The sequence below is a fragment of the Serratia proteamaculans genome, from assembly GCF_946227095.1.
In the GTDB taxonomy this organism is placed as follows: domain Bacteria; phylum Pseudomonadota; class Gammaproteobacteria; order Enterobacterales; family Enterobacteriaceae; genus Serratia; species Serratia proteamaculans_E.
The window spans coordinates 161342-183398 of record NZ_CAMISV010000005.1 but is presented as its reverse complement, the minus strand read 5'-3'; the positions used below and the strand labels follow the sequence as shown (position 1 = coordinate 183398).

17 protein-coding genes and 1 riboswitch are annotated in these 22057 nt (G+C 57.9%); of the genes, 5 read left to right on the top strand and 12 right to left on the bottom strand.

What is annotated here, in order from left to right:
* Nucleotides 1-33: 33 nt before the first annotated feature.
* Complete coding sequence (gene lptD / locus OC597_RS12375; RefSeq protein ID WP_261285577.1) at nucleotides 34-2397, bottom strand: LPS assembly protein LptD; 2364 nt, start codon at nucleotides 2395-2397, stop codon at nucleotides 34-36.
* A 228-nt stretch (nucleotides 2398-2625) separates the two neighbouring features.
* On the opposite strand from lptD, the gene djlA reads away from it, so the two are divergent.
* Complete coding sequence (gene djlA, locus OC597_RS12370; protein ID WP_085120201.1) at nucleotides 2626-3447, top strand: co-chaperone DjlA; 822 nt, start codon at nucleotides 2626-2628, stop codon at nucleotides 3445-3447.
* Nucleotides 3448-3507: 60 nt separating this feature from the next.
* Here the strand turns inward: djlA and rluA are convergent, their stop codons facing one another.
* From rluA to OC597_RS12355, 3 genes are all read right to left on the bottom strand, one after another.
* Entirely contained in the window at nucleotides 3508-4158 is a 651-nt protein-coding gene (rluA, locus tag OC597_RS12365; RefSeq protein WP_261285578.1) for a bifunctional tRNA pseudouridine(32) synthase/23S rRNA pseudouridine(746) synthase RluA, read from the bottom strand.
* A gap of 57 nt (nucleotides 4159-4215) precedes the next feature.
* The gene (rapA, locus tag OC597_RS12360) at nucleotides 4216-7122 is read right to left on the bottom strand and encodes an RNA polymerase-associated protein RapA (protein ID WP_261424869.1); all 2907 of its coding nucleotides are present in this window, start codon (nucleotides 7120-7122) and stop codon (nucleotides 4216-4218) included.
* Nucleotides 7123-7387: 265 nt separating this feature from the next.
* Nucleotides 7388-9751 (bottom strand): DNA polymerase II, encoded by a 2364-nt coding sequence (locus OC597_RS12355; protein ID WP_262208894.1) that lies wholly within the window; start codon nucleotides 9749-9751, stop codon nucleotides 7388-7390.
* Nucleotides 9752-9935: 184 nt separating this feature from the next.
* Between OC597_RS12355 and OC597_RS12350 the strand changes: the two genes are divergently transcribed.
* Nucleotides 9936-10706 carry a DedA family protein gene (locus tag OC597_RS12350; RefSeq protein WP_261257296.1) on the top strand — a complete coding sequence of 257 codons (771 nt, stop codon included), beginning with the start codon at nucleotides 9936-9938 and terminating at the stop codon, nucleotides 10704-10706.
* Between the two features lie 27 nt (nucleotides 10707-10733).
* On the opposite strand, the gene ilvN is transcribed toward OC597_RS12350, so the two are convergent.
* The 7 genes from ilvN to sgrR form a co-directional block, all read right to left on the bottom strand.
* On the bottom strand, nucleotides 10734-11027 hold the full coding sequence (ilvN, locus tag OC597_RS12345; protein ID WP_099063098.1) for an acetolactate synthase small subunit: 294 nt from the start codon (nucleotides 11025-11027) through the stop codon (nucleotides 10734-10736).
* Between the two features lie 3 nt (nucleotides 11028-11030).
* Nucleotides 11031-12725 carry an acetolactate synthase large subunit gene (gene ilvB / locus OC597_RS12340; RefSeq protein ID WP_262208892.1) on the bottom strand — a complete coding sequence of 565 codons (1695 nt, stop codon included), beginning with the start codon at nucleotides 12723-12725 and terminating at the stop codon, nucleotides 11031-11033.
* Between the two features lie 110 nt (nucleotides 12726-12835).
* On the bottom strand, nucleotides 12836-12952 hold the full coding sequence (ivbL, locus tag OC597_RS12335; RefSeq protein ID WP_208295193.1) for an ilvB operon leader peptide IvbL: 117 nt from the start codon (nucleotides 12950-12952) through the stop codon (nucleotides 12836-12838).
* Nucleotides 12953-13040: 88 nt separating this feature from the next.
* Nucleotides 13041-13745 carry a thiamine ABC transporter ATP-binding protein ThiQ gene (gene thiQ, locus OC597_RS12330; protein ID WP_261257300.1) on the bottom strand — a complete coding sequence of 235 codons (705 nt, stop codon included), beginning with the start codon at nucleotides 13743-13745 and terminating at the stop codon, nucleotides 13041-13043.
* Complete coding sequence (gene thiP, locus OC597_RS12325; protein WP_261463258.1) at nucleotides 13732-15339, bottom strand: thiamine/thiamine pyrophosphate ABC transporter permease ThiP; 1608 nt, start codon at nucleotides 15337-15339, stop codon at nucleotides 13732-13734. The genes thiQ and thiP overlap by 14 nt, the downstream gene beginning before the upstream one ends.
* Nucleotides 15315-16301, bottom strand: a complete 987-nt coding sequence (thiB, locus tag OC597_RS12320) for a thiamine ABC transporter substrate binding subunit (RefSeq protein ID WP_261424864.1) — start codon at nucleotides 16299-16301, stop codon at nucleotides 15315-15317. The genes thiP and thiB overlap by 25 nt, the downstream gene beginning before the upstream one ends.
* Nucleotides 16302-16359: 58 nt before the next feature.
* Nucleotides 16360-16465: riboswitch (TPP riboswitch) on the bottom strand.
* A gap of 37 nt (nucleotides 16466-16502) precedes the next feature.
* Nucleotides 16503-18164 carry an HTH-type transcriptional regulator SgrR gene (gene sgrR / locus OC597_RS12315; RefSeq protein ID WP_261257305.1) on the bottom strand — a complete coding sequence of 554 codons (1662 nt, stop codon included), beginning with the start codon at nucleotides 18162-18164 and terminating at the stop codon, nucleotides 16503-16505.
* A 90-nt stretch (nucleotides 18165-18254) separates the two neighbouring features.
* Between sgrR and sgrT the strand changes: the two genes are divergently transcribed.
* The 3 genes from sgrT (at nucleotide 18255) to OC597_RS12300 (ending at nucleotide 21405) form a co-directional block, all read left to right on the top strand.
* Entirely contained in the window at nucleotides 18255-18428 is a 174-nt protein-coding gene (gene sgrT, locus OC597_RS12310) for a glucose uptake inhibitor SgrT (protein WP_261285586.1), read from the top strand.
* A gap of 157 nt (nucleotides 18429-18585) precedes the next feature.
* Complete coding sequence (locus OC597_RS12305; protein WP_261285587.1) at nucleotides 18586-19791, top strand: sugar efflux transporter; 1206 nt, start codon at nucleotides 18586-18588, stop codon at nucleotides 19789-19791.
* A gap of 141 nt (nucleotides 19792-19932) precedes the next feature.
* Nucleotides 19933-21405 carry a DASS family sodium-coupled anion symporter gene (locus OC597_RS12300; protein ID WP_261285588.1) on the top strand — a complete coding sequence of 491 codons (1473 nt, stop codon included), beginning with the start codon at nucleotides 19933-19935 and terminating at the stop codon, nucleotides 21403-21405.
* A 48-nt stretch (nucleotides 21406-21453) separates the two neighbouring features.
* Here OC597_RS12300 and leuD read toward each other — a convergent pair whose 3' ends face one another.
* Nucleotides 21454-22056: a 3-isopropylmalate dehydratase small subunit gene (gene leuD, locus OC597_RS12295; protein WP_085120215.1), complete on the bottom strand. Its 603-nt coding sequence runs from the start codon at nucleotides 22054-22056 to the stop codon at nucleotides 21454-21456.
* Nucleotide 22057: the final 1 nt, after the last annotated feature.

Below are 22057 nucleotides of genomic sequence, written 5' to 3'. Positions count from 1 at the left end.
TGAAAGTTCTCGTTTTCAAAGTGTTACAAAGCATCAAAATGCACGCTGGTAAGGCAGAATGCCGGTACGCAACATTTCCGCGGAGCCCAGACTGTGATCGCTGCTCAGGCCACGCAGTTCGACGTTGAATGAAACTTTGTTGTCATAAACGCTGGTATTGTTGCTGTTGTTCCAGTCGGTGATCTTACGCTCATAGCCCAAGGTCACTGCCCAGCAGCAGGTGTTGTACTTCACACCGAGCAACTGATCGGCGGACTGTTTTGCACGGGTATCGTAGTAATAAGCGCCTACGACGGACCAGCGATCGACAATTGGCCAACTGCCGGTGATACCCACCTGCGAAATGCCGTCCTGATAGGCCGGAATCTGCGTGGTGTTCAGCGCCGTCTCAATATACTCCGGCGTAGCGTAACGGTAGTTCAACTGCACTACGCGTTCAGAATCCTGACGGTATTCCAGCACGCCGTTGCCCAGTGAGACGCTATTGAGGCGCGTATCATACTGAAGGCCGCCGCGCAGGCCCCAACGATCGTCGATCTTCCAATAGGTGTCGCCGGCCCAGGCCAGGCTGCCGGTGTCATCATTGTTATCGTAACCCGTGGTTTGGTCACCGGTACGGGAACGGCTGAAGTAGTAGATTTGACCCACGGAAGCATTAAAACGTTCAACCAGCGCGTCATCATAAATTCGCGTGGTCAAACCGGTAGACACGCGGTTCTGTGAAGCGATGCGATCCAGGCCGCTGTAAGTACGGTCACGGAACAGACCGGAGTAGTCGGTTTGCAGCAGCGTGGTGTCGTAGGTGTAGATGTTGCTCTGGTCGCGATACGGCACATACAGGTACTGCACGCGGGGTTCGAGGGTTTGGGTATAGCCCTCGGACCAGTTCATCGGACGATCGAACACCATCTTGCCGTCGACCTTGAACTGCGGCAATACGCGGTTAACCGAGTCTTCAAGGCCTGGCGCGTTGTTGCCGGTACGGGTCTTGTAGTTGGCGGCGAAACCGTCAGGAATATCCTGCTGATAATGGGTCGCCAGCAACTTGGCTTCGGTGTTCAGACTGCCCCAGCCATTGGTTAGCGGCAGGCTCAGCGTCGGCTCCATATGCAGACGAGTGGCGTCCGGGCTGTACGGGTTGACGCTGATAAATTTGGCCGCCTGGCCATAGATGCGGAAATCGAACGGGCCGAGATCGTCTTTATAGTAGTTCAGGTCCAGCTGCGGCTGAACTTTGTAGGAGTCTGACCGGCTGCGATCGGTATCGTCGTAGATTTGGAACTGTTTGGAGCTTAAGGTCGCGTCCCAGTTATCAATGGCGTAACCAAGGCTGAATTTCTGCGTGGCATAACCGTCGGTGGTGGAACCGTATTTTGAATCCAGATCGGTAAAGTATTTGGAATCGCTGACCTTGGTGTAGTCGACGTTGAAGCGCCACACCTGATCCATCACGCCATTGTGGTTCCAGTAGAACAACCAACGTTTACTGTCGTCAGGGTTATCCTTGCTGTATTCCTTGTCGTTCGGCAACCAGTCAAATTCCATCAGGCCCAGGCCAGGCTGCACCAGATAGCGGAATTCGTTCTGCAACTGCAGGCCGCGTCGGGACATGTAGTGCGGTGTGATGGTGGCGTCGAAGTTCGGCGCAATGTTCCAGTAATACGGCAGCACAAATTCAAAACCATTGCTGCTGCCATATTTTGCGTTCGGGATCAGGAAACCGGAGCGACGTTTATCACCGACCGGCAATTGCAGGTATGGGCTGTAAAACACCGGCACACCGCCAATCTTAAAGCGGGCGTTCCAGATTTCCGCTACCTGTTCTTCACGGTCGTGGATCACTTCGGAGCCGACTACGCTCCAGCTGTCGTCACCCGGCAAACAGGAGGTAAAGGTGCCGTTTTCCAAAATGGTGTAACGGTTGGCGCCGCGCATCTTCATCTTGTCGGCGTCGCCACGCCCCTGACGGCCTACCATTTGGTAGTCACCCTCATAGACGTCGGTATCTTTGTTGTTCAGATTTGACCAGGCCTTCGGGCCTTTCAGCTTGATCTGATTGTCGCTGTAGTGCACATCACCGGTAGCGGTCACGGTGCGCACCGGATCGGTCTGCCCCGGATTTTGCGTCTGGGTCAGTTCCACCTGCTTGGCGGTCAGGGTGCTGTTGCCTTGTTCAATATTTACGTTACCGGTGAACAGCGCGCTTTTCGGATAATCCGTGCGGGAGTCATCAGCGTTGATAGTGACAGGCAGGCTGTTGGGGTCGCCGCTGACCAGCGGTTTGTCATAAACAGGAACGCCAAGCATACATTGCTCGGCCAGGTCAGCCAGGGCATGCTGGCTGTAGAGTGCCGTCCAAATCAGTGTGGCCAGCAGTGTTGGGAAACTTTTTTTCATACGCGGTTTTGGTGTTCCGTCATCAGAGGCGTCATGTCCGGCAAACGGTCAGAGACTATATTACTCATCTGCGTTGCGCTAGTGTTAAATCCGGCCGTTTACTTGCGTCGTCGATAGGCGCAAAGATAAATGACAGGTATGATAATCCAAATCCTGAGAAAAATCGCCTTAACCCTCACCTAAGACGGGAGGGAGCAGTCGGCTTTCGGCATGATAATTGAGGAGTATATGCAGTATTGGGGAAAACTGCTCGGGGTCATCGTGGCCATTTGGGCTGGCGCGGGATTCTGGGGTGTAGTTTTGGGGCTGATTGTTGGTCATATGATCGACACTGCGCGCAGCAATAAGCGCAGCCGGGGCTTTTTCGCCGGCCAGCAAACGCGGCAAACGCTGTTTTTCCGCACCACTTTTCAGGTGATGGGTCACCTGACCAAATCAAAAGGACGCGTTACCGAGGCGGATATTCAGATCGCCAGCCTGTTTATGGATCGTCTGCAACTGCACGGGGAAGCCCGTACGGCGGCGCAGCAGGCGTTTCGTGAAGGTAAACAGAGCCAGTTTCCGCTGAGAGAAACGCTGCAGCAGTTCCGCAGCATTTGTTTCGGCCGTTTTGACCTGATTCGGATGTTTCTGGAAATTCAAATCCAGGCGGCATTTGCCGATGGCTCGCTGCACCCGAACGAGCGTCAGGTGCTGTATGTGATCGCTGAAGAGCTGGGCATTTCGCGTGCGCAGTTCGATCAGTTCCTCAGCATGATGGAAGGCGGGCGTCAGTTTGGCGGTGGTCAGCAGGGCGGTTATTCGCACGGTGGTTACCAGCAGGCGCAACGTGGGCCTACGTTGGAAGATGCCTGCAAAGTGCTGGGTGTCAGCAGCAGCGACGATGCCACCACCATCAAGCGCGCTTATCGCAAGCTGATGAGCGAGCACCATCCGGATAAGCTGGTGGCGAAAGGTTTGCCGCCGCAAATGATGGAAATGGCCAAGCAGAAAGCGCAGGAAATTCAGGCAGCGTACGATCTGATCAAGCGTGAGAAAGGCTTTAAGTAACAGCGGGTTTTGAATACCTGACAGGGGCCCAGTTCAATGCTGGGCCTTTCTTTATACCGGTTAAAAATCAGGTTCGACGCGAAAGTGCATTGGCGTCTGGAATGCCGGGTGGGTAATACGCAGTTCCTGTGCATGCAGCTGTAATCTGGCTGCCATGGCTTTGGCTTCTGGAGGTGCGTAGAAACCGTCGCCGAGGATCGGGTGGCCCAGCGCCAGCATATGCACGCGTAACTGATGTGAACGGCCGGTAATCGGCATGAGTTTTACCCGCGTGCTGCCATCGGCATCGCGTGACAGCACCAGATACTCGGTTTGCGCCGCTTTGCCGGTTTCGAAACACACCTTCTGCAACGGTCGGTTCGGCCAGTCACAAATCAGTGGCAAATCAACCAAGCCTTCATCCTGCTCCAGATGGCCCCATACGCGGGCGATATAAGACTTCTTCGGCTCACGCTCGCGGAACTGGCGTTTAAGCTCGCGCTCGGCAGCCTTGTTCAGCGCCACTACAATCACGCCGCTGGTTGCCATATCCAGGCGATGTACCGATTCTGCCGCTGGAAAGTCCGCCTGAATGCGTGTCATCAGGCTGTCTTTGTTTTCCGGCGCACGGCCAGGTACCGACAGCAGGCCGCTCGGTTTGTTGACCACAATAATGTGCTCATCCTGATACAGAATATGCATCGGGCCCTGCGGGGGATTGTAAGGTTCCATCTTGTGGACTCCGCTGAAAGTGACGGTACGGGGAACCGCAGTTCCCCGTCGCACAGGTTACTGGTGAGTCACGACTACCAGACGGATCGCATCCAGACGCCATCCCGCTTCATTCAGGTTAACCAGTACCTGCTTGCGGTTGAACTCCAACGTTTCGACTTCGTCATCACGGATGTTCGGGTTGACCGCCTTCAGGGCTTCCAGACGCGCCAATTCGGTGCTCAGCTTGTCATCCGCTTCCTGTTTCGCCAGTTCAATCAGCGCACGGGCCTGCTCTTCAACCAGACTTTCCGCCTGTTGCAGCATAGCATGCACATCCTGCTGCACCGCGTTGACCAGCTTGCTGGAGGTGTGGCGATTGACCGCGTTCAACTGGCGGTTGAAGCTTTCGAATTCAACCTGTGCCGCCAGATTAGTGCCTTTGCGGTCCATCAGCATGCGGATTGGCGTCGGGGGCAGGAAGCGGGTCAGTTGCAGGTGTTTCGGCGCCTGTGCCTCAACCACGTACACCAGTTCGACCAGCAGGGTACCGACCGGCAGCGCCTTGTTTTTCAACAGGGAGACCGCACAGCTACCGGTATCGCCGGACAGGATCAGATCCAGGCCGTTACGGATAATCGGGTGTTCCCAACTGACGAACTGCGCATCTTCACGCGACAGGGCCTGTTCGCGATCGAAGGTGACGGTGCAGCCGTCCTGCGGCAGGCCCGGGAAGTCCGGCACCAGCATGTGGTCGGACGGCGTCAGGACAATCAGGTTGTCGCTGCGATCGTCCTGGTTGATACCGACGATATCGAACAGGTTCAGCGCAAAGCCCACCAGATTGACGTCGTTGTCCTGATTGGCGATGGCTTCTGCCAGCGCTTGTGCTTTCTCACCGCCGTTGGAGTGCATTTCCAGCAGGCGGTCACGGCCCTGCTCCAGTTGCACCTTCAGGTGGTCGTGCTGCTGACGGCAGGTGTGAATGAATTCATCCAACCCTTCCTGCTCGGTCGGCGACGCCAGGAAACCGATCAGTTGCTCGTAGCCGCTGTCATAAATGGTGCGGCCGGTCGGGCAGGTATGCTCGAAGGCATCCAGCCCTTCGTGGAACCAACGCCCCAGTACCGCCTGAGCGGTGTTTTCCAGGTAAGGCACCATGATTTGAATGTCATGCATCTGGCCAATACGGTCCAGACGGCCGATACGCTGTTCCAGCAGATCCGGGTTGAACGGCAGATCGAACATCACCAGATGGCTGGCGAACTGGAAGTTACGGCCTTCAGAACCGATCTCCGAGCACAGCAGCACCTGAGCGCCATCTTCTTCTGAGGCGAAGTAGGCGGCGGCACGGTCGCGTTCGATAATCGACAAGCCTTCGTGGAAGACGGCGGCGCGGATCGCTTCACGTTCACGCAGCACCTGTTCCAGTTGCAGCGCGGTGGCGGCGTGGGCGCAGATCACCAGTACTTTCTCGTGACGGTTGGCCACCAGGTAATTCAGCAGCCACTCAACGCGTGGATCGAAGTTCCACCAGGTGGCGTTTTCGCCTTCAAACTCCTGATAGATTTGCTCCGGATACAGCATGTCGCGTGCGCGGGCCTCGACGGTTTTCTTCGCGCCCATGATGCCGGACACTTTAATCGCGGTTTGATACTGGGTCGGCAGCGGCAGCTTGATCTGGTGCAGGTTACGGTGCGGGAAGCCTTTGACGCCGTTACGGGTATTACGGAACAGCACGCGGCTGGTGCCGTGGCGGTCCATCAGCATGGTGACCAGTTCCTGACGCGCCTGCTCACTGTTGTCGCTGTCGCTGTTGGCCGCTTTCAACAGCGGCTCGATGTCCTGTTCGTCGATCAGTTCGCCCAGCAGGTTCAGCTTGTCATCGGTCAGACGTTCACCGCTCAACAGCAGGGTGACGGCGTCGGCCACCGGGCGATATTTCTGCTGTTCGGCGACAAAGTCGTGGTAGTCGTGGAAACGGTTCGGATCCAGCAGGCGCAGACGGGCGAAGTGGCTCTGCTGGCCAAGCTGTTCCGGGGTTGCGGTCAGCAACAACACACCGGGAATGTGCTCAGCCAGTTGCTCAATCACCTGATACTCGCGGCTTGGCGCGTCTTCGCTCCAGGCCAGGTGATGGGCTTCATCGACCACCAGCAGATCCCACTGGGCGTCGGCCATCTCTTCCAGACGCTGCTTGTTGCGGCGCACGAAGTCCAGCGAGCAGATCACCAGTTGTTCGGTTTCAAACGGGTTGCTGCTGTCGAGCTTGGCTTCTGAGTAACGGCTGTCGTCGAACAGTGAGAAATACAGGTTGAAGCGGCGCATCATTTCGACCAGCCACTGGTGCTGCAGGGTTTCCGGCACCACGATCAGTACGCGCTCGGCGCGGCCTGCCAGCAATTGCTGGTGAATGATCATCCCGGCTTCGATGGTTTTACCCAGGCCGACTTCATCCGCCAACAGCACGCGCGGCGCATGGCGCTGGCCGACTTCATAGGCGATGTGTAACTGGTGTGGGATCAGGCTGGCGCGCATGCCGCGCAGGCCGGCAAACGGCAGACGGTACTGCTCGCTCTGGTATTTACGCGCACGGAAGCGCAGGGCGAAACGGTCCATACGGTCGATCTGGCCGGCAAACAGACGGTCCTGCGGCTTGCTGAAGGTCAGCTTGCTGTCCAGCAGCACTTCGCGCATTGCCACACCGCTCTCCTGGGTATCCAGGCGGGTACCAATATAGGTCAGCAGGCCGTTATCCTCTTTGACCTCTTCCACCTGCAGCTCCCAGCCTTCGTGGTTGCTGATGGTGTCGCCCGGGTTGAACATCACGCGGGTGATTGGCGAGTCATTTCTGGCATAGAGGCGGTTTTCGCCGGTTGCGGGGAAAAGCAGGGTAATCATGCGCGTATCCAGCGCCACGACGGTACCCAGTCCTAATTCGCTTTCCGTGTCGCTGATCCAGCGTTGACCAAGTGTAAAAGGCATATATTGTCGGCTCGATTCTTTAAGTAAGTCTTGTTACCGGGCGAGAGGGCCGCGGCACCCGTATCAAACGTCTGCTAATCCCGATTTATTTTAATATGGCGGGCAATAGCTATTCACCCCATGCATACATCATCGATGTCATGGGTGGAGTGTGGTCCAGAATTTGGGAAGGGCGCTATGGTAATGGAAGGCGGCGCGTTCGTCACCTGCAAAACCCGATGATTTTTCTTAACCCTTCGCCAAAGCCCGCAGGGCGGGCGGAATGTTAAAACAGGCCCATCTGTCCGGTCACCAGCGTGGTAAAATCGTCATGCAAAAATGGCAGTATGGCGTCAGCCACCGGTTCCAACTGGCGCTCGAGATAATGGGGGTAATCAATTGCCGACTGCTGAGTTTCCAGCGGCTCTGGCCCGGCCACGGTCATCACATAGCTGATCCAGCCGCCGTTCTGGTATTGCAGCGGTCGCCCCTGCTGACGATTATAGTCGTCGGCGATGCGGGCTGCGCGAACATGTGGCGGGACGTTACGTTGATATTCGTCCAGCTTTCTGCGCAGGCGCTTGCGATAGACCAGCCGATCGTCGAAGTCGCCGTTAAGCGTTTGGCTAACGTATTCACGCACAAAATCCTGATACGGCTGCCGCTTGAAAATACGTTGGTAAAGCAGCTGTTGGAACTGCTGCGCCAGCGGTGTCCAGTCGGTACGCACCGTTTCCAGCCCTTTGTACACCATCTCTTCGCTGCCGTCCGGCTTGGCGATCAGCCCGGCATAGCGTTTTTTACTGCCCTGTTCGGCACCGCGAATGGTGGGCATCAGGAAGCGCGAGTAATGGGTTTCGAACTCCAGCTCCAGCGCATTTTCCAGCCCGAACTGTTGCTGTAAATGCTGTTGCCACCATTGGTTCACCTGTTGCACCAGGGTCCGGCCTATTTGCGCCGCCTGCTGTTCGTCATGCGGCTGCTTGAGCCAGACGAAGGTGGAATCGGTATCCCCGTAGATCACCTGGTAACCCTGAGCCTCGATCAGTTCGCGCGTCTGGCGCATGATCTCATGGCCACGCAGGGTGATCGATGAGGCCAGACGGGGATCGAAGAAGCGGCAGCCGCTCGATCCCAGTACGCCGTACAGCGCGTTCATGATGATCTTCAAGGCCTGGGACAAGGCTTTGTTCTGCTGACGTTTGGCCGCCTCACGCCCCTGCCAGATCTGCTCGACGATCGCCGGCAGGCAGTGTTTGCTGCGCGAAAAACGTGCCTGGCGGAAACCGGGCACCGAATCGGCATCGCCCGGGTGCCGCATACCTTCTACCAACCCGACGGGATCGATCAGGAAGGTGCGGATGATCGACGGGTACAGGCTCTTGTAATCCAGCACCAGCACCGAGTCATACAGGCCGGGCTGTGAATCCATCACAAAGCCGCCAGGGCTGTGTTCTTCCGGTTGCTCGCCGAGGTTGGGGGCGACAAAGCCCAGCCGGTGCATGCGCGGCATATACAGATTGCTGAACGCGGCCACCGAACCCCCACTGCGGTCGGCGGCCAGTCCGGTCACCGTGGCGCGTTCCAGCAGGAAGGTCAGCAGATCGGTCTTGGCAAAGATTCGCGTCACCAGCTCGCAGTCCTTCAGGTTGTAGCGTGCCAGCGCCGGTTTGTCTTCGGCAAAGCGCCGGTCGATTTCCGCCATTCGCTGGTAAGGATTGTCGATCGACTTGCCTTCCCCCAGCAATGTCTGCGACACATGCTCGAGGCTGAAGGAAGGGAAGTTCCAGGTGGCGGACTTCAGTGCCTCGATACCGTCAATAATCAACCGCCCGGCAGCGGAGGCAAAAAAATGATTCTGTTTGAAGCCGTGTTCACGCCACTCGAGCAGGTTGCCACCGCGGCCCAGTTTTAGCGGGATTTGGTAACGCTCGGCATGTTTTTGCAGGACCCGTAAATCGAACTGCACCAGATTCCAGCCAATGATGGCGTCGGGATCGTGTTGTTCCAGCCACTGATTCAGCCGTTCCAACATTTGTGGGCGGCTGACACAGTACTCCAGATCAAAATCCAGCGGCTCATTGCCACCGTTAGCCGGCCCGAGCATGTACACCTGACGCTGACCGCAGCCTTCCAGCGCGATCGAGTAGAGCTCGCCATGGGCGGTGGTTTCAATGTCCAGCGAGACCAGTTTCAACGTGGGACGATATTCCGGAGCTGGCTTCATCTGACCGTTGATCAGCGGGCCATTGCCGTTGGCCTGGCCGCTGAACCACACGGGTGCGGTGATAAAGCGTTCCATCAGGTAGCGTTCCGGCGGGCGGATATCGGCCTCGTAGAGATTGACGCCGCCGTCTTTCAACAGCCTTTCCAGTTTGATCAACTGACGGTGCTGGCGGCAATAGAGTCCCAGCACCGGGCGATGATGAAAATCGGTCAGCGGCAGCGGTTTTAGCTCCCATTGGCGTTCTTCACGCAGCAATTGCTCAGCGCGTTGGCGCTGTTCGGCTGGGATAAAGGCGACGGAGGTCTGCGGCGACAGGCGAAGTTGCTGCGGGCCGTTTTCGGTCGCCAGCCAAAACTCCACCTCGGTGCCGGCGGGCGTATCACGCCAGTGGCGGGTGAGCAAGAAACCCTGTTGGAGTGACATCACGCTGTTCCTGACAAGCTAAGCTAAAGGGGGGAATAGATAAATTATAGTATGGGTTTTTATACAGTAATTGTCCATTACCGCACAGTTCTGCCAAAAACGCATACAATTCACCGGTTGACTCGTTTCCGGCGGCACCTGACAATCCCACGCCCACGCGCTTTGGATAACCAACAGAGGTTTAATGGAAGCCTATTTACAGCATTTGATCACCCAGTCTTTGGCTTTCACTCTGATGGTCGTCATGTTTGTCGCGTTTTTGGAGTCGCTGGCGCTGGTCGGGCTGCTGTTGCCCGGTACGGTGATGATGGCCAGCATCGGTGCGCTGATCGGCAGTGGTCAGGTGGACTTCTATTATGCCTGGGCTGCGGGGATCGTCGGTTGCCTGCTGGGGGACTGGATCTCTTATTTTATCGGGCGCGCTTTCAAGGGGCCGTTGCACCGCTGGTCATTCCTGAAAAAGAACAAGGCGATGCTCGACAAGACCGAGCACGCACTGCATCAACACAGTATGGCGACCGTTCTGATTGGCCGTTTTGTCGGCCCGACCCGCCCGCTGGTACCGATGGTGGCAGGGATGCTGGACTTACCGCCGTACAAATTCGCACTGCCGAACATTATCGGCTGTATCACCTGGCCGCCGGTCTATTTCTTCCCGGGGATTCTGGCCGGGGTGGCGATCGACATTCCCGCCAGCGCCAACAGTGCTTTATTCAAATGGCTGCTGTTTGCGGTGGTGGTGCTGGTCTGGCTGGCCGCCTGGCTGAGCTGGCGCTGGTGGCGTGAAGGCAAGCGCAGCGCCGATCGGCTAAGCAATTGGTTGTCACCGGTACGGCTGCGAATGGCCTGCGTACTGAGCTGGATCCTCGCGCTCGGCACCTTTTATTATCTGCACCAGCAGCCGTTGATGCCGGTTTACCGGCATTTGCTGTGGAAGGTGCTGGCCGGGCAGTAACCAGGGGGCGTAACGCCCCTCGGTGCATTACTGGAAGAAAGCCTCTAACTGTTCGAACACCCGCACGTCTTCGCTGTGGCGTTTTACCTGCAGCACATCTTCGAGTTTTTCCACCTGGCTGATCATCTGCATCAGCCGCTGATCGTCCGCCACCAATAGCCAGATACGGCTCTGCTTGCCGTCTTTCAGCGGCAGACACAGAATGCCCTCTACGTTGAAGGCGCGGCGGGCAAACAGGCCGCACACGTGCGACATCACGCCGGGATGGTTACGTACCGTCAGCTCCAGGATCACCTGTGGGTTATTGTGTTGTTCTGACATGGCTTATTCTCCAATCATGTCGATGTTGGCGGCACCCGGCGGCACCATCGGGAAGACTTTTTCATTGATATCAATCAGCGCGTGGATCAGGCAAGGGCCGGGCCGTTGGATCGCCTCGGCCAGCGCGGCTTGCGGATCTTCTGCGGCGTTCAAATCGCAGGTATCCAGCCCGAAACCGGCGGCAATCTTGATAAAGTCGGTACGCTTGGGATAGGCGGCGGCAAAGATGCGCTGCTGGTAGAACAACGTTTGCTGCTGATGCACCAGCCCCAGAGCCTGGTTGTTCATCAGGATAATTTTCACGTCCAGATCCTGCTCGACGGCGGTGGCCATTTCCTGAATGTTCATCATCAGGCTGCCGTCACCGGAGAAGCACAATACCTTGCGCTGCGGCTCGGCCAGGGCTGCGCCGATCGCCGCCGGCAGGCCGAAGCCCATGGTGCCCAGGCCGCCGGAGGTTAGCCACTGGCGCGGACGGCTCAGTGGATAGGCCTGCGCCACCCACATCTGATGCTGGCCCACATCGGTGGTGATGATGGCGCTTTCGTCCACGCAGCGTGCAGCGGCCAGCACCAACCCGTAGTGACTCAGCGGATCTTCGGCGTTCGGCATGCTGAACGGGAACTCGCGCTTCAGGCCATTGACGGTGTCCAGCCATTCGCTGCGTGGCTGCGCCTCAATCTGTGGCAGCAGTTGCTGCAGCACCTGGCCGACGTCGGCATGAATGGCAATGTTGGCCTGTTTCACCTTGCCCAGTTCGGCACGGTCGATATCCACGTGAATAATGCTGGCGTTCGGGCAGAACTGTTCGGTTTTGCCAATTGCCCGATCGTCAAAGCGTGCGCCCAGTACGATCAGCAGGTCGGCCTCTTGCAGAATGAAGTTGGTACTGCGCGCCGCGTGCATCCCCAGCATGCCCAGCGACAGCGGGTGCTGTACCGGCATGGCACCCAACGCCATCAGCGTCATGGTGGTCGGCAGGTTGGCGCGTTCCGCCAACTCAATCGCCTGTTGGTGAGCATTGGCGCAGATGATGCCACCGCCCAGGTACAGCACCGGGCGTTTGGCCTGGTTGATCATCGCCGCGGCCTGCGCTACGGCAGTGGCCTCGAAGGTGGGGGCGGCGTCGGGAACGGCGATCGGCGGCAGTTCATCCCAATCGATCACCGCGGTTTGTACGTCCTTCGGTACGTCGATCCACACCGGGCCAGGACGGCCGGACTCGGCGATACGGAATGCGTCACAGATCACCTGTGGCAGTTCACGGATATCGCGCACCAAATGGTTGTGCTTGGTGATAGGGATCGAGATGCCGTAGGTGTCGACTTCCTGGAAGGCATCGGTGCCGATCATCGAAGACGGCACCTGGCCGGTGATGCACACCAGCGGAATGGAATCGAGCTTGGCGTCGGCGATGGCGGTCACCAGGTTGGTGGCGCCCGGCCCGCTGGAGGCGATGCACACCGCAGCTTTACCATTGGCGCGTGCCATGCCCTGCGCCATAAAGCCCGCGCCCTGTTCGTGGCGTGCCAGTACGTGATGAATGCGGGTGCTTTGGCTCAGTGCGTCATACAGCGGCAGCGCCGCGCCACCGGGAATGCCGGCGACGGTGGTGATGCCCTGACGTTCCAGCAGATGAACGATCAACTGTGCGCCGGTGAAGCGGTTGTCTTGCTGTGGCGTGCCCGAAATTGCCATGTTCCTATCCTTTCTCAAGGCCGGTTCGCTTTTCTGGGCAGGGGGCTGAAACTAAAAACCCCGCCCGGTTGCGCCGGCGGGGTTTGGGAATCGATGCGTTGATTCGGACCCTACGGCGCATTGCCGACGACCACCACCACACGCACGACGACCATCACCGCGGCTGGTAGCGCGGTAACTAGTAGGGTCGAAGTCAGCGAGGATGCGATCACAGGGAACCTTATCATCAGTAAAAAAAGTCAGGTTTTTATAAAACCACAGGCGAAAAATTCGCACAACAGGTTTATTTACGCAGCATAAAAAACGCGCGGCAGATCACGGTTTGTGTGAAATGCCCAACACCCGGGCTTCCGGCGCACTGCCGTCCAGCAACGCCTGAGTCGGACCGTCGTAATAAATGCGGCCATCGACCACCAACAGGGTACGTGGCGCGATGCGCGCGGCGTCATCCAGATTGTGCGATACCATCAGCAGCGTCAGGTTGCGCTGGTCACACACCTCTTGCAGCAGCTGCAGCATCTCACTGCGTAACGCCGGATCGAGCGCCGAAAAGGGTTCGTCGAGCAGCAAGATGGGTTGCTGGCGGATCAGACAGCGCGCCAGGGCGGCACGCTGGCGTTGGCCACCGGAAAGCTGGGACGGCAGACGTGGCAGATGCTCTTCCAGCCCCACTTGCCGGGCAATCTGTGCCAACTGCTGCTTTTGTTGCTCATTCAGCCGCAGCCCTGGATCCAGGCCCAATCCGATGTTCTGCGCCACCGTCAGGTGGGCAAACAGGTTGTTTTCCTGGAACAGCATCGAGACCGGGCGTTTGGCCGGTGGCGTGGCGGTGTGATCGCTGCCGTTAAGCAGCAGCTTGCCGCTGGCGGCCGGCAGGAACCCGGCGATCAGGCTGAGCAGGGTGCTTTTGCCGGCTCCGCTGGGGCCAAGCACCGCGACACGTTCGCCCGGCTCAATGCGCAGGTCAAAGCGCATCGGCAGGTGTTCATACAGGTAGGTCAGTTTTTCAAGCTCTATCATGGCGGCCCGGTAAGCGTTCGATCAGGGTAAACAGCAGGAAGCACAGCAGTAGCAGCAACAGTGCGGTGACCGCGCCGTCATTACTACGATAGGCGCCAATCTGCTGATACAGGTAGAAAGGCAGGGTGCGGAAGTGCTCGTTGCCAAACAGGGCCACCACGCCGAAATCGCCGATCGACAGCACGCAGGCAAAGGCCAGCGCCTGGGCCAGCGGGCGGCGCAACGCTTTCAGCTCGATAAGCCGCAGCCGCTGCCAGCCGTGGATATCCAGCGACAGACACAGTGGGTTGTAGCGTTCGGCCAGGTCGCGCATCGGGTTTTCCAGCACTTTCAGCGCGTAGGGCACCGCCATCAGTGCATTGGTGAGGATCACCAATGCATACGGCGACTGTGGCAGCCCGACGGTATCGCTCAGCAGCAGGAAGAAGCCGGTCGCCAATACGATGCCCGGCATCGCCAGGATCACCATGCCGCTCAGTTCCAGTGCATGGCCCCAGCGCAGCCGCTGTTGCAGCTTCAGCTCACGGCTGCTCCACAGCAGCATCATGGTCAGCACCACGCACAGTGCGCCAGCACCGAGAGCAATACGCAATGAGGTAAACAACGCCTGCCACAGCACCTGCTGTTGCAGCACGCTGACCAGCGTTTGGTTGGCTCCGTCGGCAATCACCGCCAACAGCGGGGGTAACAGCAGTAGCAGGGCGGCGACGATCAGCAAAAAGTCGCTGGTGCGGCGCCACAGGCTGTCTTCCGGGTTACGCCAGACGTGGGCCTGGGTGTTGCCGACCGGCAAGGCCTGACTCAAGCGCTGGCTGAGTACCACCAACCCCAGACAACAGGCCAGTTGGATCAGCGCCAACAGCGCGGCGCGGCTGAGATCGTAGTCATAGCTGAGCGCCTGGTAGATCGCCAGTTCGATGGTGGTGGCCTGCGGCCCGCCGCCCAGTGACAATACGGTGGCGAAGCTGGCAAAGCACAGCATGAAGATCAGTGCGCCGCTCGGCAGGATCTGGCGGCGTAATGCCGGCCATTCGACAAAACGAAACTGCTGCCAGCCGCTCATGCCAAGTTGTGCTGCCAGTTGGCGCTGTTCGACCGGAATATTTTCCAGCGCCTGCAACAGCAGGCGGGTCGCCAGCGGCAGGTTGAAGAACATGTGGGCCAACAGGATGCCCTGCAGGCCATAAGGCGAGAAGCTGTAATTAATGCCTAACCAACCGCACAGCGCGGCCAGCCAGCCCTGTCGACCATAAACGCTGAGCAGGCCGAACACCGCCACCAGCACCGGCAGCACCAATGTCATGGCGCACAACCGCAGCAGTAATTGACGTCCGGGGAAACGGCGGCGGTACAGCGCGCGTGCCAGCAAAATGGCGGGCAGCACCGAGATCAGCGCGGACAGCAACGCCTGCCAGAAGGTGAAACGCACCACATGCCACAGGTAGCTGTCCTGCCATAGACCTTGCCAGTCGCTTTCCGGCGCGTGCCGCCACAGCGAACCCATCGCCAGTGCGGCGATGGTCAGGATCAGACCGGCAGCCAGTAGCCCCGGCCATAGCCAGCGTGGGATCAGTGGCTGACGGCGGTTTGCCATGCCCGGATCCAGTTGCCGCGTTGTTTGGCCACTTCTTCAGCGCTGTATTGCAACGCGGTCTGCGGGACGGTCATTTGCTCAAACCCGGCCGGCAGCTGGGTTTTGATCACCGGATACATCCAGTTTCCGGTGGGAATGTTGTTCTGGAACGCCGGAGTCACCATAAATTGCATAAAGCGCTCTGCCAGCTCGGGTTGTTTACTGGCCTTGAGTTTGCCCGCCACTTCGACCTGCAGGTAATGGCCTTCGCTAAAGTTAGCGGCGGCGTAGCTGTCTTTCTTCTCTTCGATCAGATGGTAGGCGGGGGAGGTGGTATAGCTGAGCACCAGGTCACCTTCGCCTTTCAGGAACAGGCCGTAGGCTTCACTCCAGCCCTTGGTCACGGTGACGGTTTTCTTCGCCAGCTTTTGCCAGGCTTCAGGGGCCTTGTCGCCATAGACTTTCTGCATCCACAGCAACAGGCCGAGGCCCGGGGTGCTGGTGCGCGGATCTTCGTAAATTACCTTCCAGTTCTGGTCACTGTCGACCAGCTCCTGCAGGCTTTTTGGCGGGTTCTTCAGCTTTTCTTTGTTGTAAACGAAGGCAAAATAGCCGTAGTCATAAGGCACAAAGGTTTTATCCTGCCAGCCGCCGGGGACGCTTAACTTAGCGTTGTCGACATCGCTTGGCGCGAATAAACCGGTTTGTTGCCCGGCCTGCAGCAGGTTGTTGTCCAGCCCGAGCACGACGTCGGCGGCACTGTTTTTTCCTTCCATGCGCAGGCGGTTAAGTAGCGATACACCATCTTCCAGCGCGACGAACTTCAGCTCACAATCGCACTGGGCCTCAAAGGCTTTTTTGACCGCCGGACCCGGGCCCCAGTCGGCAGCGAAGGAATCATAGGTGTAGACCGTCAGCGTGGGCTTGGCAAACACCGGTGCGGCGCACAACAACAGTAATAAGGGCAGGCTTTTTTTGACCACTTTGCACTCCTGAAAATTTAGGGGGGCAAGGGTATCTGAGGGGGCGATCGGCAGCTGCCGGTTCGCTGGGCTCAAATCCCTCCGCCGGTATTGACCGGATCAGGTTCGACGGGTTTGTTCTCAGCAAAATCGGCACGCCGCATTTTGCACCCCGTTGAGACGGCGCCATTGTAAAGACTAACGGGCGCCGGTGAAAGGCGCTTATGCTTCCGGCGGCGCAAACCAGGCGGATTTAAAATCAAACCAGCCGAGGGTGTTCATCCGTACACCGCGCATACTGCGCTGGCCGTGCAGTTGCAACCAGTGGTGGAACAGCGGGTGTAACTGATGATTGCTGACCAGGCGTTGGCCAAAATCGGCCAGCGGTAAGGCATTGGCACGCCACAGCGCGGCGTCCTCAGCGAGATCTTCATTCATGCAGTGCTGCATCAGCGGCAGTTCATACAGAGTGGCGAACAGCGAAAACTCCAGCGGCAGATAGAAGTTGGCGCTGCCGAGCCACAAATCGCTGATGGCTTCGCCTTTATGCCAGGTGTCGTAATCCACAACCTGGATCTTCAGCTTGATACCCTGCTGCGCCAGCAGGGGTTCGATCGCCAGCTGGATGGCGTGGAATTCCGAGTGCTCGCTGTAATAGGTCAGCGTCAGCTCGGTCAGTTCGGCCGGTTTGGGCTGCTGCGCCAGCGCGCGATTGTGGTGCCAGCGCGGCAGAAGACCGTAGGCCGGTGACCAATAGCGTTGATAGACCGGGCCGGCATTGCTCAGCAGCGAAATGGGGTTGATCAATTCGCACAGCCAGCTGCGAATAGCCGGATCGGCCGCCAGCGGTGAGCGCTGATCGAACAGCAGGAAATAGCAGCCTTCTTCCAGTCGGCTTTCCAGCTCATTTTTACCGGTATCGTCCGCCTGCAGTTGGACACCGGAATGCACCAGTTCTTCGGTCACTTCCGGCAACACCCAGATATTCACCTCATCGATCAGCGCGCGGTAGCCAAAATAATCGTCAAAGGCGTGAATTTTCATCTGGCTGCGGTGGTTGCGCACCACGCTATACGGCCCGGTGCCCACCGGGTGGCGTGAGAATTCCGGCAGACTCTGCCATTCACGCGGCAGGATCATCGCGGGCACGCTGCCCAGCAGCCACGGCAGCCAGTAATCGGGACTGTGCAGATGGACGTCGATCACATAAGGCGTCGGTGAAGTCACGCGTTCGATATGGGAAAACAACGGCTGTGGCATCAAGCGGGTCAGCGAACTGATGACATCCTCCATTTCCAGCTCGCGGCCATGGTGAAAATGAATCGCCGGGCGCAGATAAAAACGCCAATGCCGTGGAGTTAATGGCTGCCAGTGATGCGAAAGGTCAGACTCCAGTTCCCCGTTTTCCTCATTTATCCGCGTCAGGCCGCTGAAAATTTGCCGTGCCAGATGGGTTTCCGAGCGCCGTAGCGCCGAACCGGGCAACAGGTTGTACAACTGGCGATAGTAGAGCACCCGCAGAATGTGTTTCCCTTGACGAAAGCTGCGCCCCAGTTGGGACAGCAGCATCTGGCGTACCACGTTTTTATCGCCGACCAGTTGCACCAGTTGATCGATGCGGTCCTGTTCCAGCAATTCCTCCGCCCGCTGCTGTTGCAGCGCCAGACCGGTGTAGTGGAAGGTGAGCCGCGAACGCTTGCCGCGCCCCGACTCTGCCTGCCAGGTTAGCCAGCCCTGCTGCTGCATGGCACCCAGTAACGAACGTACGTGGCGGCGCGAGCAGGTGAGCACTTCGGCCAGTTCCTGTAGCGTGGTTTCTGTCGGCTCGCCGTGGCAGCGTTGCCACAGGCGAATGAACTGCTGTTGCAATCTGGAGGTGGACATAAAAGAGGAACGCTCCGGCATCAACTCATCAATTTATCTTTCCCTATATTACGCCGATAATTTTCCTCAATGAAAGGGGGAGGGCGACGGATGAAAGTTTTCTTGTCAAAACAGTTCTATCAGCGGTATTTCACAGCGGTACGCCGCCAGCGGGCCGACTGGTTGGAGCTGGTGCCTGAACAGGCGCGGCTGGAGATGCTGGCGCATTTAACCCAATGGGATATCCATAGCATGACAGATAAGCAATATCGCGAGCACCTGTGAGGCTCGGGGTAGAAAAGGTTTCTGAGTAATGGTGTTGTTCACCAGCCAGTGGGGTCATACCCACTGGTTTTTTTATTATGGACCGCGGTGATGTTCTTGCAATTTTGCCACCGTAGCCTAAGGTTCTGTCTTCCGCTTTAGGGTCAGGAACAAAGAAATGAAACGCCAGCGCTGGCTGCCACGCCGCTTTAATCCGATCTTTGCCGCATTCCTGCTGATTGCGTTTCTTTCCGGCATTGCCGGCGCGCTCTTGGCGCCGACGCTGAGCCTGTTCCTGACCACCGAGGTCAAGGTGCGGCCGCTGTGGGTTGGCCTGTTTTATACCGTTAACGCCATTGTTGGTATTGCGGTCAGTTTCCTGTTGGCCAAGCGCTCGGATATGCGCGGCGATCGGCGCAAGTTGATCCTGCTGTGTTGCCTGATGGCGGTTGGCAACTGTCTGCTGTTTGCCTTTAACCGTGACTACCTGACATTGATCACCGCCGGGGTGTTGCTGTCGGCGATTGCCAATACTGCGATGCCGCAGATTTTCGCGCTGGCGCGGGAATATGCCGACAGTTCGGCGCGTGAAGTGGTGATGTTCAGCTCGGTGATGCGTGCGCAACTGTCGCTGGCCTGGGTGATTGGTCCGCCGCTGTCGTTTACGCTGGCGCTGAACTACGGATTTACCGTGATGTTCATGATTGCCGCGGCGACCTTCGCGATCTGTGCATTGCTGGTGTGGTTTACCCTGCCTTCGGTGCCCCGTGCGGCTCCGGTCGAGCCGGGGAATGCACTGGCGGCGATCCCTTCGGCTCCTATCGTCCCTGTCGGCGCCTGGCGCAACCGCGATGTACGACGCTTGTTTATTGCCTCGATGCTGATGTGGACCTGCAACACCCTGTATATCATCGACATGCCGCTGTATATCACTGCCGATCTGGGCCTGCCGGAGGATTTGGCGGGGCTGCTGATGGGGACCGCCGCCGGGCTGGAGATCCCGGCAATGTTGCTGGCCGGTTATTACGTCAAACGGTTCGGTAAGCGCAACATGATGCTGTTCGCCGTGGCGGCCGGCATCCTGTTTTATGCCGGGTTGGTGATGTTTAAATTTAAGCTGGCGCTGATGGTGCTACAGCTGTTCAACGCCATATTTATCGGCATCATCGCCGGTATCGGTATGCTCTATTTCCAGGACCTGATGCCGGGCCGACCGGGCGCGGCGACCACGCTGTTTACCAACAGTATTTCCACCGGGGTGATCCTGGCCGGGGTACTGCAGGGGGCGCTGGTGGAAAACCTGGGGCACTATGCAGTTTACTGGTTGGCGACCCTTCTGGCGGTGGTGGCGTTGTGGATGAGTGCCCGCGTGCGGGAAGTGTGAGCTTAAACGTCACCAACCTTGACGCATGTCATTGAGAACATGACGCCAGCCCCCCAAGCTGAACGGACCCGGAACGCGATGAGCGCGTTCCCGCCCATCTTGCTGCTGAGATGCCGATCCGTTTAGAAAAGTGGGTATGTTATGGATAAACTAACGCCGCTCAAGCCCGTCCCTTCTCTGTGTGCCGTCCTTGCCGCCTTACTTATCTGGTTTGTGATCCCCGTGCCAGAAGGGGTGGAACCCAATGCCTGGCATTTGCTCGCGCTATTTATCGGCACCATCATCGCCATCATCGGCAAAGCTATGCCTATCGGTGCCGTTTCGGTGGTGGCGATTGCGCTGGTGGCCGTCACGGGCGTCACCAATCCCGGTAAACCCGGTGCTGCGTTGAATGATGCGCTCAGCGGATTTTCCAACCAGTTGATCTGGCTGATCGGCTTTTCGATCATGATCTCCCTTAGCCTGAACAAAACCGGGCTGGGGGCGCGTATCGGCTATTACTTTATCTCGCTGTTCGGTAAGAAGACGCTGGGCATTGCCTATGCGCTAACGCTGGCGGAAACCACCCTGGCGCCGGTGACCCCAAGTAACACCGCCCGTGGTGGCGGGATTATCCATCCGATCATGAAGTCGATCGCCGACAGCTTTGGCTCCAAACCCGAGTTGAACACCTCCGGCAAGATTGGCCGCTATCTGTCGCTGGTGAATTACAATATCAACCCGATCACTTCGGCGATGTTTATCACCGCGACCGCGCCTAACCCGTTGATCGTCAGCCTGATCGCCAAAGGCACGCATGGCAACTTCGAGCTGTCCTGGTCCATGTGGGCGGTGGCCGCGCTGGTACCGGGGCTGTGTTCGCTGATCGTCATGCCGTTGGTGATTTATCTGTTGTATCCGCCGGAGGTGAAAAGTACCCCGGATGCTCCGCGTTTCGCACGCGACAAGCTGCAGGCCCTGGGGCCGGTGACGCTGCCGGAGAAAATCACGCTGGCGGTGTTTGCGCTGCTATTAGTGCTGTGGGCCGGTATTCCGGCGATGATCTTCGGCCCGGCACTGGCGGTCAACCCGACCACTGCCGCGTTGATTGGTCTGGCGGTATTGCTGGCGACCGGCGTGTTGAGTTGGGAAGATGTGCTCAGGCACAAGGGAGCCTGGGACACGGTGGTGTGGTTCTCCGCGCTGGTGATGATGGCCAGCTTCCTCGGCAAGTTGGGGTTAATCAGTTGGCTGTCGCAAACCGTGGGCAACGGTATTGATCATATGGGAATGAGTTGGGTTGGCGGCACGGTACTGCTGACCATCATCTATCTGTATTCACATTACTTCTTCGCCAGCACCACCGCGCACGTTACCGCCATGTTTGCCGCCTTCTTTGCTGCTGGTATTGCGCTCGGTGCGCCGCCCGCGTTGCTGGGCTTGATTCTGGCCTTCTCTTCTTCACTGATGATGTCGCTGACCCACTATGGTACCGGCACGGCACCGATTGTCTTTGGCTCCGGCTATGCGACGTTGGGTGAGTGGTGGAAAACCGGTTTGGTGATGAGCATAGTTAACTTGCTGATTTGGATGTTGATTGGTGGGGCGTGGTGGAAATGGCTCGGTTATTGGTAATCGGCTATTGATAATAGAAAAACCCGCCTGGCGGCGGGTGATTTAATATCAGTTCAGGAAGGCTGGCTGCTGCGCCTCGTAGCGGGAAATATCTGCTTCGTGTTGCAGCGTCAGACCGATGCTGTCCAACCCGTTAATCATGCAGTGGCGGCGGAAGCTGTCGATCTCGAACGGATAGCTTTTGTCACCGGCTTTCACCGTCTGGTTTTCCAGATCAACTTCAAATTCAATGCCTTCATTGGCCGCGACCAGTTGGAACAGCGTTTCCACGTCCTGCTCACTCAGCTTAACCGGCAGCAGCTGGTTGTTGAGCGAGTTGCCGTAGAAGATATCGGCGAAGCTGGGGGCAATCACCACTCTAAAGCCGTAGTCGGTCAGCGCCCAAGGGGCATGTTCACGCGATGAGCCGCAACCGAAGTTTTCACGCGCCAGCAAAATACTGGCACCTTTGTAACGCGGTTGGTTCAGTACAAACTCCGGATTTGGCTGCTGGCCGGCATCGTCCAGAAAGCGCCAGTCGTTAAACAGGTGCTGGCCAAAGCCGGTGCGCGTTACCTTCTGTAAAAACTGTTTTGGAATAATGGCATCGGTATCGACGTTAGCCGCATCCAAAGGCACCACTAAACCGGTATGTTGAGTAAATTTAGCCACG